This is a genomic window from Streptomyces sp. NPDC058691, from assembly GCF_042714775.1.
GTDB lineage: Bacteria > Actinomycetota > Actinomycetes > Streptomycetales > Streptomycetaceae > Actinacidiphila.
In genome coordinates this window covers 81,101-97,597 of record NZ_JBHXSO010000008.1, presented here as the reverse complement: position 1 = coordinate 97,597, position 16,497 = coordinate 81,101, and the positions used below count along the sequence as shown (strand labels likewise).

Annotated in this window: 16 protein-coding genes; 9 read left to right on the top strand and 7 right to left on the bottom strand. The window is 73.9% G+C overall.

Features of this window, described 5'->3' with window-relative positions; all coding sequences use genetic code 11:
* Positions 1 to 54: 54 nt before the first annotated feature.
* Together ACFWVC_RS08185 and ACFWVC_RS08180 are read left to right on the top strand one after the other, a co-directional pair.
* Complete coding sequence (locus ACFWVC_RS08185) at positions 55 to 348, top strand: hypothetical protein (protein ID WP_384280333.1); 294 nt, start codon at positions 55 to 57, stop codon at positions 346 to 348.
* Between the two features lie 68 nt (positions 349 to 416).
* Positions 417 to 3,032: an AAA family ATPase gene (locus tag ACFWVC_RS08180; protein WP_384280331.1), complete on the top strand. Its 2,616-nt coding sequence runs from the start codon at positions 417 to 419 to the stop codon at positions 3,030 to 3,032.
* On the opposite strand, the gene ACFWVC_RS08175 is transcribed toward ACFWVC_RS08180, so the two are convergent.
* Positions 3,023 to 3,886: a 3-hydroxybutyryl-CoA dehydrogenase gene (locus ACFWVC_RS08175; RefSeq protein WP_384280329.1), complete on the bottom strand. Its 864-nt coding sequence runs from the start codon at positions 3,884 to 3,886 to the stop codon at positions 3,023 to 3,025. The genes ACFWVC_RS08180 and ACFWVC_RS08175 overlap by 10 nt on opposite strands.
* A gap of 238 nt (positions 3,887 to 4,124) precedes the next feature.
* On the opposite strand from ACFWVC_RS08175, the gene ACFWVC_RS08170 reads away from it, so the two are divergent.
* On the top strand, positions 4,125 to 5,384 hold the full coding sequence (locus tag ACFWVC_RS08170; RefSeq protein ID WP_384280327.1) for a glycoside hydrolase family 10 protein: 1,260 nt from the start codon (positions 4,125 to 4,127) through the stop codon (positions 5,382 to 5,384).
* 47 nt (positions 5,385 to 5,431) lie between these two features.
* On the opposite strand, the gene ACFWVC_RS08165 is transcribed toward ACFWVC_RS08170, so the two are convergent.
* Both ACFWVC_RS08165 and ACFWVC_RS08160 read right to left on the bottom strand, forming a co-directional pair.
* Positions 5,432 to 5,641, bottom strand: a complete 210-nt coding sequence (locus ACFWVC_RS08165) for a DUF1918 domain-containing protein (RefSeq protein WP_384280326.1) — start codon at positions 5,639 to 5,641, stop codon at positions 5,432 to 5,434.
* 90 nt (positions 5,642 to 5,731) lie between these two features.
* Entirely contained in the window at positions 5,732 to 7,192 is a 1,461-nt protein-coding gene (locus ACFWVC_RS08160; RefSeq protein WP_384280324.1) for an aldehyde dehydrogenase family protein, read from the bottom strand.
* Positions 7,193 to 7,525: 333 nt separating this feature from the next.
* On the opposite strand from ACFWVC_RS08160, the gene argC reads away from it, so the two are divergent.
* Genes argC through ACFWVC_RS08130 form a run of 6 tightly spaced genes read left to right on the top strand, consistent with a single transcriptional unit; the run spans position 7,526 to position 12,676 of the window.
* Positions 7,526 to 8,554 carry an N-acetyl-gamma-glutamyl-phosphate reductase gene (argC, locus tag ACFWVC_RS08155; RefSeq protein WP_384280322.1) on the top strand — a complete coding sequence of 343 codons (1,029 nt, stop codon included), beginning with the start codon at positions 7,526 to 7,528 and terminating at the stop codon, positions 8,552 to 8,554.
* Positions 8,551 to 8,757, top strand: a complete 207-nt coding sequence (locus ACFWVC_RS08150; protein ID WP_384280320.1) for a hypothetical protein — start codon at positions 8,551 to 8,553, stop codon at positions 8,755 to 8,757. The genes argC and ACFWVC_RS08150 overlap by 4 nt, the downstream gene beginning before the upstream one ends.
* Entirely contained in the window at positions 8,754 to 9,932 is a 1,179-nt protein-coding gene (gene argJ / locus ACFWVC_RS08145; protein WP_384280318.1) for a bifunctional glutamate N-acetyltransferase/amino-acid acetyltransferase ArgJ, read from the top strand. The genes ACFWVC_RS08150 and argJ overlap by 4 nt, the downstream gene beginning before the upstream one ends.
* Positions 9,929 to 10,882 carry an acetylglutamate kinase gene (gene argB, locus ACFWVC_RS08140; protein WP_384280316.1) on the top strand — a complete coding sequence of 318 codons (954 nt, stop codon included), beginning with the start codon at positions 9,929 to 9,931 and terminating at the stop codon, positions 10,880 to 10,882. The genes argJ and argB overlap by 4 nt, the downstream gene beginning before the upstream one ends.
* The gene (locus ACFWVC_RS08135; RefSeq protein WP_384280315.1) at positions 10,879 to 12,126 is read left to right on the top strand and encodes an acetylornithine transaminase; all 1,248 of its coding nucleotides are present in this window, start codon (positions 10,879 to 10,881) and stop codon (positions 12,124 to 12,126) included. The genes argB and ACFWVC_RS08135 overlap by 4 nt, the downstream gene beginning before the upstream one ends.
* A gap of 7 nt (positions 12,127 to 12,133) precedes the next feature.
* The gene (locus ACFWVC_RS08130) at positions 12,134 to 12,676 is read left to right on the top strand and encodes an arginine repressor (RefSeq protein ID WP_384280313.1); all 543 of its coding nucleotides are present in this window, start codon (positions 12,134 to 12,136) and stop codon (positions 12,674 to 12,676) included.
* Positions 12,677 to 12,706: 30 nt separating this feature from the next.
* Here the strand turns inward: ACFWVC_RS08130 and ACFWVC_RS08125 are convergent, their stop codons facing one another.
* The 4 genes from ACFWVC_RS08125 to ACFWVC_RS08110 are packed head-to-tail and all read right to left on the bottom strand — an operon-like array spanning position 12,707 to position 16,244.
* The gene (locus ACFWVC_RS08125) at positions 12,707 to 13,486 is read right to left on the bottom strand and encodes an SDR family oxidoreductase (protein ID WP_384280311.1); all 780 of its coding nucleotides are present in this window, start codon (positions 13,484 to 13,486) and stop codon (positions 12,707 to 12,709) included.
* Between the two features lie 34 nt (positions 13,487 to 13,520).
* Positions 13,521 to 14,258, bottom strand: a complete 738-nt coding sequence (locus ACFWVC_RS08120; protein ID WP_384280457.1) for an FAD:protein FMN transferase — start codon at positions 14,256 to 14,258, stop codon at positions 13,521 to 13,523.
* Between the two features lie 44 nt (positions 14,259 to 14,302).
* Entirely contained in the window at positions 14,303 to 14,851 is a 549-nt protein-coding gene (locus ACFWVC_RS08115; protein ID WP_384280309.1) for an FMN-binding protein, read from the bottom strand.
* A 7-nt stretch (positions 14,852 to 14,858) separates the two neighbouring features.
* Positions 14,859 to 16,244, bottom strand: a complete 1,386-nt coding sequence (locus ACFWVC_RS08110) for a ferric reductase-like transmembrane domain-containing protein (RefSeq protein ID WP_384280306.1) — start codon at positions 16,242 to 16,244, stop codon at positions 14,859 to 14,861.
* Between the last annotated feature and the right edge of the window lie 253 nt (positions 16,245 to 16,497).

Below are 16,497 nucleotides of genomic sequence, written 5' to 3'. Positions count from 1 at the left end.
CGCATGTGCCGCACAAGGAGCGTCACCCGAGGAGAACCGAGCAGAGGGGCAGGCATGGCACCACCGACCGCCACCGACGTCGCGCTGTCCGCGCCCGCGGGAGAACTCATCGCCGTCGTCGGCCCGCCCGGCCCGCAGCGCTCCGCGCTCCAGCACGCGCTCAACGACGCGCCCTGGCACCGGGGTCCCGCCGTGACGACCACCGTCATCAGCGACGGCGCCTGGAGCGAGCTGCGCCGGGTCGCGGCGGCGGGCATCACCGTGGTCGCCGCGTGCGACACGACGGTTGCCGCCGAGGCCAACGCCCACCGCGTGGTGCTGCTTCCCGATCCCGAAGGGGTGGCGTGACCGACGCCTCCACGCCGGGCCGACGCCCGCCATTGACAAGGTAGTTGAATAAACGTTGTCATGTGCATATGCCGTCCCTGATCGGGCGTCGGGAGATCCTCGACCATGCCCGGACACAGCTGAGCGCCGGTCCGGGCGTCCTGTTCCACGGATCCGCGGGCATCGGCAAGTCCGCGCTGCTGACCGAGCTCACCGAGTCGGCCGGGCGCGTGTCCGCCGGCGGCTCCGTACTGCGCTGCGCTCCCGTCGAGGAGGATGCCAAGCTCCCCTTCGTGGCGCTGATGGACCTCTTCGCCCGCGTCCCGGAAGACTACGTCGACGGGCTGCCCGAAGGCCCCCGCGCCGCCCTGCGCGCCGCCCTTCTGCGCGGCCGTGAGCCGGTCTCCCCGCAGAGCCGGCTGGCCGTGCGCGACGCGGCCGTCGACCTCCTGCGGGCGCTGTCCGCTGCCGGACCGGTGCTCATCGTCGTCGACGACCTGCAGTGGGTCGACATGCCGAGCGCCGAGGTCCTCTCGGTGGCCCTGCGGCGGCTGTACGACAAGGCGCCCGTGCGCTTCCTGGCCGCCGAGCGCGTCATGGAAGGCGAGGAACCACTCGGCCTGCGCTGCTGCCCGCCGGGCACCACCACCGTGCCCGTGCCCCCGCTCGCCGACGGCGAGGTCGCCGACCTCCTGCTGGAGCGCACCGGCAGGCACTTCCCCGAGCAGGCGCTGCGCGCGATCCAGGAGACCGCCGCGGGCAATCCGCTCTACGCGATCGAGCTCGGCCGCGCCGCCCTGCGCGACGGCATGCCCACCGAGGCCGGCGACACCCTGCCCGTGCCGCCCCGGCTGCGCGACCTGCTCCTGGACCGGGTACGCCTGCTGCCCGCCTCCGCCCGGCAGACGCTGCTGGTCGCCTCCGCCGCCGCCCGGCCCACGCTTCCGCTGCTGACCGCCGCCGGCATCCCGGACCCGGCGGGCGACCTGGCGACCGCCGAAGCACTCGGCGTCGCCGTCGCCGACGCCGAGGAAACGATTCGCTTCCACCATCCGCTGATCCGCGCGGCGGTCTACGCCGACGCCCCGGAACACGGCCGCCGCGCGGCCCACAAACTGCTCGCCCGCGCCGTCCCCGAGCCCGTCGAGCACGCCCGCCACCTGGCCCTTGCCCATCCGCACGCCGACGAGACCACCGCGGCCACGCTGACCGCCGCCGCCGAGTCCGCCCGCCGCCGCGGCGCCCCCGCCACCGCCGCCGAGCTGGCCGCGCTGGCCGCCCGCCGCACGCCCGCCGACCGCCCCGCCGGGCGCGCCGAACGTCTGCTGGCTGCGGCCGAGTACGCCAGCGACGCGGGCCTGCGCGCCGAGGCGGACCGCTCCGCGGAGACCGTACTGGCCGAGGCTTCCTCCGCACCCCAGCGCGTCCGGGCCCGGCTGATCATGCTCGGCAACGCCGGACAGGCCCTCGGCGGCGCCGGCCGGCTCATCACGGACGGCCTGGTCGAGGCCGAAGGACATCCCGAGCTGGAGGCCCGCCTCCACCACTGGGCCGCCGTGCGGCACCTGATCGGCGGCCGTCCCGCCCAGGCCGCCGCACACGCGCGGCGCGCCGCCGACCCGTCACCGCGAGCCGCGGGCAGGGGTGCCGTCAGCGCCGACACCCGGGTGGCCGCCCTGGCGCTGCTCGCCCGGCTGCACGCCCTGCACGGCGAGGCCGACGCCGCCGAGTCCTCGCTCGACGAGGCGACGGCGCTGCTGGGCCCCGCGGACGAGCCCGGCGCCCGGGAGCTCGTGCGCACCCGGGCACTGCTGGCCGCCGACGCCGACCGTATCGACGAGGCGGAACACGCGATGGACCAGCTCCTCGGCAGGCCGGGCGAGTACGCCTCCGTGGAGGAGACCGCCGCCACCCTCGTCGCCCTGGTGCGCATCCAGGTCAGGTCCGGGCGCTGCCGTGAGGCCCTGGACAACGTGGCCCGCTGCGCCGTCCTTCCGGTCCGCGCGGGCAGCGACTCCCCGCCGGTGCTCTACGCCGCCACGCTCGCGGAGACCGCGGGCGGGAGCCTGGACCGGGCCCTGGAACTCGCCGACCGCACCGTGCGCGCCTGCATGGCCGACGGCGACCAGCTGTTCCTCCTGCGGGCACTGGGCGTGCGCGGCCGGGCCCAACTGCTCGCCGGAGGACGGGAGAACACCGCGGCGGCCGTCGACACCCTCCGGCAGGTGCGGCGGCTGGGGGAGACGATGGGCATCTGCGACCCGGTGCTGCTGCGCTGGTACGGCGACCTCGCCGAGGCGACCGCCATCCTCGGCGACACCGACGCCGCCGCCGAGGTGCTGCGCGCCGCGCGCCGCCGTGCCGGGACGCGTCCGCCCGTGAGCGTGGTCGCGGCCCTGGAACGCGCGGAGGGACTGCGGGAGAACGCCCTCGGCCACCACAAGCGAGGCATCGCGCGCATCCAGTCCGCCGTCACGCGGCTGCGCGGGCGGTCACTGCCGCTCGACCTCGCCCGCACCCTGATCGTGCTGGGCGCCGCCGAACGCCGCCCGCGCCGGGCCGCCGCCGCGCGCGGAGCGCTGACGGAGGCCCTGGAGATCAGCTCCGCCGTGGGCGCCGCCCCGATGGAGGCCAGGGCCCGCGCGGAGCTGGCCCGGTTCGGCGGCGGCCGCCCGGCGGCGACGCGGGCCGCGGGTTACGCGTAGTCGTAGAAGCCGTGGCCGCTCTTGCGGCCCAGCCGGCCCGCGTCGACCATGCGCTGCAGCAGCGGGGGAGCGGCGTACAGCGGCTCCTTGAACTCGTGGTACATCGAGTCGGCGACCGAGGCCACGGTGTCCAGGCCGATCAGGTCGGAGAGCTTGAGCGGGCCCATCGGGTGGGCGCAGCCCATCTCCATGCCGTTGTCGATGTCCTCACGGCTGGCGATGCCGGACTCGAACATCCGGATCGACGACAGCAGGTACGGGATGAGCAGGGCGTTCACCACGAAGCCCGCGCGGTCCTGGGCGCGGATGGGGTGCTTGCCCAGCACGTCGGTGACCAGCTTCTCCGCGCGCACCAGCGTCTGGCCGTCGGTGGTCAGCGCGGGGATCAGCTCGACGAGCTTCTGCACCGGCGCCGGGTTGAAGAAGTGGATGCCGAGCACCTGCTCGGGGCGCGAGGTGGCGACGGCGAGCTTCACCAGCGGGATGGAGGAGGTGTTCGAGGCCAAGATGGCGTCCCTGCGGGTCACCACCTGGTCGAGGACCTGGAAGATCTCGGTCTTGACCTGCTCGTTCTCCACGACGGCCTCGATGACGAGGTCGCGGTCCGCGAAGTCCCCGAGGTCGGTGGTGAAGCTGAGGCGCTCCAGCGCCGCGTCGCGCTCCTCCTCGGTGATCTTGCCGCGCTCGGCGGCCTTGGCGAGCGACGTCGTCAGGCGGGTACGGCCCAGTTCCAGGGCCTCGCCGGTGGTCTCGGCGACCCGGACGTAGAGCCCGGCCCGGGCGCACACCTCGGCGATGCCCGCGCCCATCTGGCCACAGCCCACCACACCGACAAAACGGATGTCGTCGTTCAACGCCCAGCCTCTCCCTGATCGCGAGACGAAGACCCGGACCGTTGTACGGGCCGGACCAGCCCGATCGACATTACACCCGGGTGGACCACCGCAGGCCGCCGGTGCGAAGGTGCCCGTCAGGTCGCCGGCCAGGCGTCTCGGGGGCGCCGGGGGGACACGCCGGGGCCGGGCGCGGGTTGCCCGTGACGGCCGGTTCGCCGCATGATCGGCCGAAGTGACGGATCATCAGGGGGATCGGATGGCTCACCTCTCACGCAGGGCCTTCGCCGCCGGTGCGGCCGGCTCTCTCTCCGCGGCGCTCACGTCGGCGCTCACGTCGGCGCTCACGTCGGCGGACGCGTCCGGCGCCGCGGGCCCGGCGGGCGGCGCCTCGCTGCCGCAGTTCCGGGGCATGTGGCTCGCCACGGTCGGGGGCCGCGACTGGCCGTCGGCCCGTGGCGGCTCGCCCGACGAGCAGCGCGGCGAACTGCTGGACTACCTCGACACGGCCCTGGACCGCAGGCTGAACGCCGTGGTCATGCAGGTCCGGCCCACCGCGGACGCGTTCTGGCCGTCCCCGTACGAGCCGTGGTCGGAGTACCTGACCGGCGTCCAGGGCCGCGACCCCGGGTGGGACCCGCTGGGCACCGCCGTGGAGGAGGCGCACGCGCGCGGGCTGGAACTGCACGCGTGGTTCAACCCCTACCGCGTCGCCAACCACGCCGACCTGTCCCGGCTGTCGCCCGAGCACCCCGCCGTGCGCAACCCCGGCTGGGCGCTCGCGTACGCCGGGAAGCTCTACTACAACCCCGGTCTGCCCGAGGTCCGCGCCTTCGTCCAGGACGCGATGCTCGACGCGGTGCGCCGCTACCCGATCGACGGCGTGCACTGGGACGACTACTTCTACCCCTATCCCGTGGCGGGGAAGGCGTTCGCCGACGACGACGCCTTCGAGCGGTACGGCGACGGCTTCGCCGACCGGGCCGCGTGGCGGCGCCACAACACCGACCTCCTGGTGAGCGAGACCGCCGCCCGCATCAAACGCCTGCGGCCCTCGGCCCGGTTCGGCATCAGCCCCTTCGCGGTCTGGCGCAACAGCGCCACCGACCCGCTCGGCTCCGACACCCGCGGCGGCGTCCAGACGTACGACGACCTGTACGCCGACACCCGCGGCTGGGTGCGCAAGGGCTGGATCGACTACATCGCCCCCCAGGTGTACTGGAACATCGGCTTCGAGATCGCCGACTACGCGACCCTGGTGCCCTGGTGGTCCGATGTCGTGGCCGGCACCGGGACGGACCTCTACATCGGCGAGGCCCTGTACCGGGCCGGCGGCGCCGGCGAGGCCCAGGCCTGGCAGGACCCGGGGGAGCTGTCGCGGCATCTGGCCTTCACCGCCGACTACCCCCAGGTGCGCGGCAACATCTTCTTCGCCGCCAAGGAGGTCGTCACCGACCCCATCGGCGCCATGAGCCGCGTCGTCTACGACCACTACCCCACCCGCGTCCGGGCGCGCTGACGGGCCCGCGGCCGCCGGGGAGCCGCCGCGGGCCCGAGAGCTCGGCGCTACGGCTGGGGGGTGCGGGTCACGCCGTGTTCGTGCTCCACCGTCGAGTCCGGTCCGGGCGACAGGATGCACTCGTGCCCGTCCTCGTACCGCACCCGGTACGGCGGCTCCCCGCTCTTGCCCATGACCTCGACGATCTCGGCCACCTTGTCGTGCTGGCCCACGATCCGGCCGTGCTGCCTGACGTGGTCACCCTTGTTCGCGTGCATCGGTCGACCTCCTGGGAACGCGGCGGTCCACGGCTTTGCTCCTCCAGTCTAGGGTCGGCGGCCGGGTCCGCACCCGCTGCGCGGGACGCCTCAGAAGGGGTAGCGGGGCTGCTTCGCGGCCACGGTCAGCCAGCGGGTGTTGGAGAACGCCTCGATGCCCCAGCGGCCGCCGAACCGGCCGTAGCCGCTGGCCTGGAAGCCGCCGAAGGGCGCCTGCGGCTCGTCGGCCACCGTCTGGTCGTTGACGTGGACGATGCCGGTGCGCAGCCGGCGGGCGACGGCCAGGCCGTGCGTGGCGTTCTCGGTGATGACGCCCGCGGTCAGCCCGTGCTCGGTGTCGTTGGCCAGTGCCACGGCGTCGTCGTCGTCCGCGAAGGCGGCGATGGTGACGAGCGGCCCGAAGGCCTCGGAGTGGTAGAGCTCCGCTTCCCTGGGGACGCCGGAGAGCACCGTCGCCGGGTGGACCGCGCCGTCCGGTTCGCCGCCGCCGGTGAGGAGGGTGGCGCCCTTGTCCACCGCGTCCTTGACCAGGGCCGCGACCCGCCGCGCGGAACCGGCGCTGACCAGCGGGCCGACGACGGTCTGCGGCTGGGAGGGGTCGCCGGCGGGCAGCGAGGCGACCTTCGCGGTGAACTTGGCCGTGAACTCCTCGACGAGGCTGTCGTGGACCAGCAGGCGGTCGGCGGACATGCAGATCTGCCCGGCGTTCATGAAGACGCCGAAGACGGCGGCGTCGACCGCGTGGTCCACGTCCGCGTCCGCCAGGACGATCACGGAGTTCTTGCCGCCGAGCTCCAGGAGGACGGGCTTGAGGTGGCGGGCGGCGAGGGTGCCGACGATCCGGCCGACCTCGGTGGACCCGGTGAAGTTGACGGCGCGGACCCGGGGGTCGGCGATGAGCGCCTCGGCGACCTCGGCCGCGTCCTCGCGGGCGTTGGTGACGACGTTCAGCACCCCGTCCGGCAGCCCCGCCTCGCGCAGCACGTCCGCGACGAACAGCCCGCACGCCACCGGCGCGTCCTCGCTGGGCTTGACGACGACGGTGTTGCCCGCCGCGAGCGGCGCCGCGATCGCGCGGACGCCCAGGATGAGCGGCGCGTTCCACGGCGCGAAGGCGGCGACGACGCCGACCGGCTCGCGTACCGCCAGGCCGAGCACGCCCTCCTCCTGCGCGTTGAGCACCTCGCCGCGCGGGGCGGTGGCCGCGGCGGCGGCCTCGCGCAGGATGCCCGCGGCGAGGCCGACGTTGAAGTACGCCCAGGGACGGGTCGCGCCCGCCTCGTGGGCCATGATGTCGGCGGCCTGCTCGGCACGGGCGTCCAGCAGGTCGGCGGCGGCGAGGAAGATCCTGCGCCGCTCCGCGGGGCTCACCGCCGCCCACTGCGGGAACGCGCCGTGCGCCGCGTCCACCGCCCGCGTGATGTCCTCGGGGCCCCCGGCGGCGACGGTCGCCCAGACCTCGCCGGTGAAGGGGTCGATGTCCTCGGCCGTGCGTCCGGAGGCGGCCGGGACGTCCTTGCCGCCGATCAGCAGTTCGCGGGTGATGGTCATGGCAGCCCCTTGTCCTGCGGCGAACGACGCTGTTCGCACAGTGAACCATCGTTCATTGAGCTTTTGGCCACCGAGTCTGCGGCCCGCCCGGGGCCCTGTCAACGGACCGGCGTCAACGGGCACATGCCGGATCGGGACGCCGCGCCCTGCCGCACCGGCCCGGCGCCGGCCCCTCATCATCACCTCGCGTTTCCGCTGAGGTCGGGTCGACGCCGCATGCCCGCAGCGGGCTCCCGGCACGGTGCGCGGAACGGGCGTGACCGGCGGGATCGCGTGGGGCTTTGCATAAAAGTTCCGGCGGCCGTATAGTCATGCCATCAAGGAGGAGGGTCCATGGCATTCCGGGCAGCGGTGGCGGGCGCGAGCGGTTACGCGGGCGGAGAGGTCCTGCGCCTGCTACTCAACCACCCCGAGATCGAGATCGGCACGCTCACCGCGAACTCCAGCGCGGGGCAGCGCCTCGGCGGCCTTCAGCCGCACCTGCTGCCGCTCGCGGACCGGGTCCTCGAACCCACCACCCCCGAGGTGCTCGCCGGGCACGACGTGGTCTTCCTCGCCCTGCCGCACGGCCAGTCGGCCGCCGTCGCCGAACAGCTCGGCGACACCGCGCTGATCGTGGACTGCGGCGCCGACTTCCGGCTGACCGACCCCGCCGACTGGGAGCGCTTCTACGGCACCGCGCACGCCGGCACCTGGCCGTACGGCCTGCCCGAGCTGCCGGGCGCGCGCACCGCCCTCGCCGGGACCCGCCGCATCGCGGTGCCCGGCTGCTACCCCACCGCCGTCTCCCTCGCGCTCTTCCCGGCGTACGCGGCCGGCCTGGCCGAGCCCGAGGCCGTGGTCGTCGCCGCCTCCGGCACCTCCGGCGCGGGCAAGGCGGCCAAGCCGCACCTGCTCGGCAGCGAGGTCATGGGGAGCATGACCCCGTACGGCGTCGGCGGCGGCCACCGGCACACCCCGGAGATGATCCAGAACCTGTCGGCCGCCGCGGGCGAGCGCGTGTCGGTCTCCTTCACCCCGACCCTCGCCCCGATGCCGCGCGGCATCCTCGCCACCTGCAGCGCCGCGGCCCGGCCCGGCGTGACCGGCTCCGCCGTGCGCGCCGCGTACGAGAAGGCGCTCGCGGACGAGCCCTTCGTCCATCTGCTGCCCGAGGGCCAGTGGCCCGCCACCGCGTCGGTTCTCGGCTCCAACGCCGCGCTGGTGCAGGTCGCGTACGACGAGGCGGCCGGCCGGATCATCGCCATCAGCGCCATCGACAACCTCACCAAGGGCACCGCCGGCGGCGCCGTGCAGAGCATGAACATCGCCCTCGGCCTGCCCGAGGAGCTGGGCCTGAGCACCGCCGGGGTCGCGCCGTGAGCCCGACGACGCTCAGCCCCGCCACCCGCGCCCGCCGCGCCGTCGCCGTCCTGCTGACCCGGGCCGCGCCCTGCGACCCGGCGCCCGGCGCGAGCGGCGGCACCGCGGCCGGTGCGGCCACCGGTCCGCACCAGGGCACCATGACGAAGTCCGCCCCCACCCGGTGGGGCACCGCGGAAGCGAACAAGGAGACGACAGCGTGAGCGTCACGGCAGCGCAGGGATTCACGGCGGCGGGTATCGCGGCGGGGGTCAAGCAGAACGGCAACCCGGACCTGGCCCTGGTGGTCAACAACGGTCCGCGCCTCGCCGCGGCCGGCGTCTTCACCTCCAACCGCGTCAAGGCCGCCCCCGTCCTGTGGTCCGAGCAGGTGCTGCGGGGCGGGCAGGTCTCCGCCGTCGTCCTCAACTCCGGTGGCGCCAACGCCTGTACGGGGCCGCTGGGCTTCCAGGACACGCACGCCACCGCCGAGAAGGTCGCGGAGTCGCTGAACACCGCGGGCCACGACGGCACCGGCGGCCACAACGCGGGCGAGGTCGCCGTCTGCTCCACCGGACTGATCGGCCTGCGGCTGCCGATGGACAAGCTGCTGCCGGGTGTGGACACGGCGGTCGCGCAGCTCACCCAGCACGGCGGCGAGAAGGCCGCCATCGCCATCAAGACCACCGACACCGTCCACAAGACCGCCGTCCACGACGGCGACGGCTGGAGCGTCGGCGGCATGGCCAAGGGCGCCGGCATGCTCGCCCCGGGCCTGGCCACCATGCTGGTCGTGATCACCACCGACGCCGACCTGGACTCGGCCACCCTGGACAAGGCGCTGCGCGCCGCCACCCGCACCACTTTCGACCGCGCCGACTCCGACGGCTGCATGTCGACCAACGACACCGTGCTGCTGCTGGCCTCCGGCGCCTCGGGCGTCGCCCCCGCGTACGAGGACTTCGCCGCGGGCGTCGAGAAGGTCTGCGCCGACCTGGCCCGCCAGCTCATCCGCGACGCCGAGGGCGCCTCGAAGGACATCAGGATCGAGGTCGTGGGCGCCGCGACCGAGGACGACGCGGTGGAGGTCGGCCGTTCCATCGCCCGCAACAACCTCCTCAAGTGCGCCATCCACGGCGAGGACCCCAACTGGGGCCGGGTGCTCTCGGCGATCGGGACGACCTCCGCCGCCTTCGAGCCCGACCGTCTGAACGTGGCCATCAACGGGGTCTGGGTCTGCAAGGCGGGGTCCGTCGGCGAGGACCGCGACCTGGTCGACATGCGCTACCGCGAGGTGCACATCACCGCGGACCTCGCCGCCGGCGACGAGACCGCGACGATCTGGACCAACGACCTGACCGCCGAGTACGTCCACGAGAACAGCGCCTACAGCTCATGAGCGCCCGCAAGCACACCGCGCTGCCCAAGGCGCAGATCCTCATCGAGGCGCTGCCCTGGCTGACCCGGCACAACGGCAAGACCGTGGTGGTCAAGTTCGGCGGCAACGCCATGGTCGACGAGGAGCTGAAGGCCGCGTTCGCGCAGGACGTCGTCTTCCTGCGGCACGCCGGGCTCAAGCCGGTGGTCGTGCACGGCGGCGGCCCGCAGATCAGCGCGCAGCTCGACAAGCAGGGCCTGGTCAGCGAGTTCAAGGCCGGCCTGCGGGTCACCACGCCCGAGGCCATGGACGTCGTGCGGATGGTGCTGGCCGGGCAGGTGCAGAGGGAGCTGGTCAACCTCCTCAACCAGCACGGCCCCCTCGCGGTCGGCATGACCGGCGAGGACGCCCACACCATCAGCGCCACCCGGCACCGTCCGCTCGTCGACGGCGAGGCCGTCGACATCGGGCGGGTCGGCCAGATCACCGAGATCGACACCGGCGCCATCGAGGCCCTGCTCGACGACGGCCGCATCCCGGTCGTCTCCTCCATCGCCCGCAGCGCCGACACCGACGACCCGGCCGGGGTCTACAACGTCAACGCCGACACCGCCGCCGCGGCCCTCGCGGCCGCGCTCGGCGCCGAGACCCTGATGGTCCTCACCGACGTGGAGGGCCTGTACGAGGACTGGCCGCACAGCGACGAGGTCATCAGCCGGCTCACCGCGAGCGAGCTGGAGAAGCTGCTGCCCGAGCTGTCCAGCGGCATGGTCCCGAAGATGGAGGGCTGCCTGCACGCCGTGCGCAACGGTGTGAACACCGCCAGGGTCATCGACGGCCGCGTCCAGCACTCGATCCTGCTGGAGATCTTCACCGACGAGGGCATCGGCACCATGGTGGTGCCCGACGCCGCGGGCGGATCCGCGAACGGATCCGCGCACCGGACTGCGAACAAAGGGGGCCGGGCATGACCGGGACCGGGAACCAGATCAATCAGGTCGATCGGGGTAACCAGGGCAACGCCGCGCTCACCGAGCGCTGGCAGGGCTCCCTGATGGACAACTACGGCACACCGCGGCTGCCCCTGGTCCGCGGCGAGGGCGCCACCTTCTGGGACGCCGACGGCAACGCGTACCTGGACTTCCTCGGCGGCATCGCCGTCAACGCCCTCGGCACCGCGCACCCCGCCGTCGTGCGCGCCGTCTCCGAGCAGATCGCCACCCTCGGCCACGTCTCCAACTTCTTCGTCGCCGAGCCCACCGTCGCCCTCGCCGAGCGGCTGCTGCAGCTGTCCGGCCGCCCCGGGCGCGTGCTCTTCTGCAACTCCGGCACCGAGGCCGTCGAGGCCGCCTTCAAGATCGGCCGGATGACCGGCCGCACGCACATGGTCGCGACCGAGGGCGGCTTCCACGGGCGCACCATGGGAGCCCTCGCGCTCACCGGGCAGCCCAAGAAGCAGGAGGCGTTCCACCCGCTGCCCGGCGACGTGACGCACGTGCCGTTCGGGGACACCGAGGCGCTGCGCGCCGCCGTCACGCAGGACACCGCCCTGGTGGTCCTGGAGCCGATCCAGGGCGAGAACGGCGTCGTCGTGCCCCCGGCCGGCTATCTCGCCGCGGCCCGCGAGATCACCCGCGCCGCCGGCGCCCTGCTCGTCCTGGACGAGGTGCAGACCGGCATCGGCCGCACCGGCCACTGGTTCGAGCACCAGGCACAGGGCATCGAGCCCGACGTCGTCACCCTGGCCAAGGGCCTCGGCGGCGGGCTTCCCATCGGCGCCGTCCTCGCCTTCGGGCCCGCCGCCGACCTGCTGACGCCCGGTCAGCACGGCACCACTTTCGGCGGCAACCCGGTCGCCTGCGCCGCCGCGCTGGCCGTCCTCGACACCATCGCCGCCGACGGCATCCTGGAGAACACCAAGCGGCAGGGCGAGAAGCTGCGGCAGGGGATCGAGGCGCTGGGCCACCCGCTGGTCGATCAGGTGCGTGGTGCGGGCCTGCTGCTGGGTATCGTGCTCACCGAGCCGCTCGCCGCCCAGGTGCAGAAGGCGGCTCAGGACGCCGGACTCCTGGTGAACGCCGCCGTACCCGACACGGTGCGGCTCGCCCCGCCGCTCATCCTCGGTGACGCGGAGGTGGCGGCCTTCCTCCGGGCGCTGCCGGGGGTGCTGGACGCCGTCCAGGCCCAGCACGAGGGATCGCGAGCCGGAGAATGACACGACGATGAGTGAGGCGCAGCAGCAGGGCGGCGGAGCCGCGGCCGTACCGCAGACCCGGATGGCACGCCACCGGCGGATCGTGGACATCCTGAACCGGCAGCCGGTGCGGTCGCAGAGCCAGCTCGCCAAGCTGCTCGCCGACGACGGGCTGACCGTCACGCAGGCGACGCTCTCCCGGGACCTCGACGAGCTCGGCGCCGTCAAGATCCGCACCAACAACGGTGAGTTGATCTACGCGGTGCCGAGCGAGGGCGGTTTCCGCACGCCGCAGGCGCCGCTGGGGGAGTCGGTCAAGGAGGAGCGGATGCGGCGTCTGGCGAGCGAACTCCTCATCTCAGCCGAGGCCTCGGCCAATCTCGTCGTCGTCCGAACGCCGCCGGGGGCCGCGCAGTTCTTCGCCTCGGCGATCGACCAGGCCGAGGTGTACGACATCCTCGGCACCATCGCGGGCGACGACACCGTCATGCTGATCAGCCGCGACCCGTCCGGCGGGCAGGCGGTCGCCGACCACCTGCTCCGCCTGGCCGGGGGCGGCGCCGAGCGCTGAGCCCGGCGCCGCACGGTTGCTGACGGTAGGTCAGGCGACCGGGCTGAGGCCGCCGTCGAGGTTGATGCCCGTGCCCGTCACATAGGCGGCGCGGTCCGAGAGCAGGAACGCGACCAGGTCCGCGAACTCCCCGGCGCGCCCCACGCGGCCGAGCGGGATGCCGGATTCGCGGCCCATCGTGGCGTAGAGCTCCTCGACGGTGATGCCGCGCTCGGCGGCCTGCCGGTCCCACTGCGCGCTCTCGACGAGGCCGACGAGCACGGCGTTGACGCGGATGTTGTCGGGGCCGAGCTCCTTGGACAGCGCCTTGGTGAGGGCCAGGCCCGCGGCCCGGGACACCGAGGTGGGGGTGCTGCCCGCTCCCGGTGCCTTGGCGGAGACGGCGAGGGTGTTCACCACGCTGCCGCCGCCGGCGGCGCGCAGATGCGGCAGCGCCAGTCGGGTCAGCCGGACCGCGGCGTGCAGCTTGAGGTCCAGGTCCTCCTCCCACACCGAGTGGTCCTGGCGCTCGAAGAATCCGGCCGCGCTGCGGCCGGCGTTGTTGACGACGGCGTCGATGCGCCCCCAGCGGCCGTCGGCGGCGGAGACGAAGCGCTCCAGGTCCTCCGGGCGGGTGACGTCGGCGGGGACGCCGAGGACGTCCGCCCCGGCGGCACCCAGGTCCTTGACCAGGCGCTCGATGCGCTCGGCGTCGCGGCCGCACAGCGCCACCTTGGCGCCCTCGGCGGCCAGCCGCCGGACGAGGGCCGCGCCGAGCCCGTCGGACCCTCCGGTGACCAGCACGACCCTGTCGCTCAGATGCAGATCCATGGGACGCATTCTTGCCACTGGGCACCGCTGATCGTCAAGCGCTCAACTGGGCCGTGAGACCGCCGAAGCCGCGCGTCTGCCAGGTGGTGCCGTCGGCGTTCACGGCGAACGCCTCCGCGTCGGGGAGTTCTTCCAGCCACTCGCGCGCCGCCGGGCCCATCGCGTATCCGGCGGTGGCCCACACGTCGGCCTCGGTGAGCTGCGGGCAGACGACGGTGAGCGAGGCGAGCCCGTCCACGGGCGGCGCGCCGGTGTGCGGGTCGAGGATGTGGCAGCCGCGCTCGGCGGGACCGGAGGTGGCGACGGCGAGTTCGCCGTCCGCGCTCTCCACGACGGTCGCCAGTCCTCCAGGCCGCAGCGGGTCGGCGATCCCCACCCGCCACGGCCCGCCGGTGAGCTGGACGTCTCCGCCGCCGTTGACGCAGACCGCCTCCGCGCCCGCGGCGGCGATGGCGCGCGCCGCGCGCTCCACCGCCCAGCCCTTCACCAGCCCGGTGGGGTCGGGCGTGGTGTCCGGTCCGGCGTAGCGGAGCGTGAACCAGCCACCGGTGGCGCGCTCCGCCTCCGCGCACCGCCGCAGCACCTCCCTCACCTCGGGGGAGCAGTCCTGGGGGGCGAGTTCACCGCGGCCGAGCCGGCTGACCTCGCTGTCGGGGCGATAGGTGGAGAACAGCGCGTCGGCCTCGTGGAGCCCGACGACGGCCGTCTCCAGGGCCGTCCGCACCCGGGGGTCACGGGCGCCGCGGACGTCGAAGGAGAACACCGTCCCCATGCAGTGCTCGACATGGCGCAGTCGCGGAGGGTTGTCGGACACGGTCAGACACCGGCCTTGTCCAGCGCGCTCTGCAGGGACTGCTGGTAGCCCTGGCTGGTGAAGGAGGCGCCGGAGACGGTGTCGATGGACGCGCTCTGCGCGGTGACCGCCGCCTGGTTGAGCCGCGGGATCGCGGAGGCGGTCAGCTGGTCGCTCATCGGGGTGCCGCTCGGGGCCTGCACGGCGGTCGCGGCGGTGATCCGGCGGCCCTCGACGGTGATGCTGACCTGCACCGGCCCGTAGCTGGTCTGCGCCACGTCCCCGGTGACCGTCCGCTTGGCGGGCGCGGCCGGCGCCGCCGGCCCGGCAGACGCGGACGGGGAGCCGCCGGGCGTACGGCCCGCCGGTGCGGAGGGCTCCGTCACCGGCACCGTCGGGTCGCCGCCCGCCGCGGAGGGCTCCGCCGACACCGGCGGCTGCTGCGGCGGCAGGGCCCCCGCCTGCGAGGCGAAAGGCGCGGTCGTCGGCTTCAGCGCCAGGAGCAGCACGATGCCAGAGACGGTCATGGCACCGGTCAGGACGATCCGGCGCAGCGGATGCTTCTTCTTCACGGGCACCTCACAGCTCGAAGGACTCGTGGTGGATGCGGCGTTCCGGCACTCCGGCCTCGCGCAGCGCGGAATAGGACTCCTCGGCGAGCCCGGGCGGCCCGCACAGGAAGACGTCGTGCTCCTCGATGTCCGGCAGCATCCTGCGCAGCGCCTCGGCGGTGATCTCCGGACGGGCCCCGCTGGGACCGTTGACCGCGTAGACCAGGCGGGCCCCGCGCTCGGCGGCGATCTCCTGCAACTCCGCCCACAGGGCAAGGTCCTGCTTGCTGCGCGCCCGGTAGAGCAGCGTGAGGTCGCCCGGCGCGGCCGGCAGCGTCTCGAACAGCGCCCGCAGCGGCGTGATCCCCGCGCCGCCCGCCAGCAGCAGCACCTTGCCGCCGCGGCGCCGAGAGGCCGTCATCGCGCCGTACGGGCCCTCCGCCCACACACGGGTGCCGGGCCGCAGCCCGGCCAGTGCCGAACTGTGCCCGCCGACCGCCTTGACGGTGATGCGCAGCAGGTCGGGCCGCGGTGGGGCGGACAGCGAGTACGGGTTGGAGCTCCATCGCAGCCCCGGGGCCATGAACCGCCAGCGGAAGAACTGTCCGGGCTCCGCGCCCAGCCGGTGCAGCCGCCGCCCCCTGATCAGCACCGACACCACGCCCGGCGCCTCCTCCACCGTCTCCTCGACCCGCATGCGGTGCTTGAGGTTGAGCCGTACGGGGACCAGCACCCGGTACCACAGGACGAGAGCGGTGACGGTGCCGTAGAGGCCGTACCAGACGGCACGGGCCGTCGCGTCGCCCGCGAACTCCGCGCCGGTGGCGAGCTGGTGCCAGAACGTCAGGTAGACGGCGGCATAGGTGAGCAGGTGGATGTAGTACCAGGTCTCGTAGCGCATCCTGCGGCGCAGCGCGCCCGCCGAGAGGAAGCCGATGAGCAGGAGCAGCCCGGTCCCGATCGTCGCCTTGATCATCTCGGGGTAGTCCAGGACGACGCTCGCGGTCTGCTGCGTGATCGGCTGACCGGACTGCGCGGAGTAGCCCCACAGGATGAGCACGACGTGCGCCACGACCAGGGAGATCGCGTAGCGGCCGGTCATCGCGTGCCAGCGGGAGACCCGGTCGGAGCCGACCCGCCGCTCCAGGGCCGGGACCCTGGCCATCTGCAGGACCACCAGGGAGATCGCGTAGCCGCCGAGCAGGCCCGTGATCCGGCCCGCCGCGATCAGCCGGTCGGCCGTGACCGGCCGGACGTAGGGGGTGTTGCCCCACCACAGCCAGACGACCCCGGCGGCGCCCGCCCAGGCCAGCAGGAGCAGGGGGACCGCGGGGGAGCGACGGGGACGGATCCGGCGCATGGCCTGCCGCCTGCCCGCCCTGCTGTTGTGGATCATCGTGCTCGTGGCCGCCATGCGCTGGGGTACGGGCGGCGGTTCGCGCCGACTCAAAGCGGGGCTTCGCCTGACGTGTGGGGAGGGGCTGTGCTAAGTGCTGCGCGGTCGGGTGCGGGTGCGGGTGCGGGTCCGTGCGTGGCTGGCCGCGCGGTTCCCCGCGCCCCTTCGGGGCGCGTGCTCGCGGTGATGGCGACGCTGTGACCTGCGGCGACACGGCCGATTGACGAACCATGCGGGGGAGTGCATACTTATACCCATCAGCGTATGCATC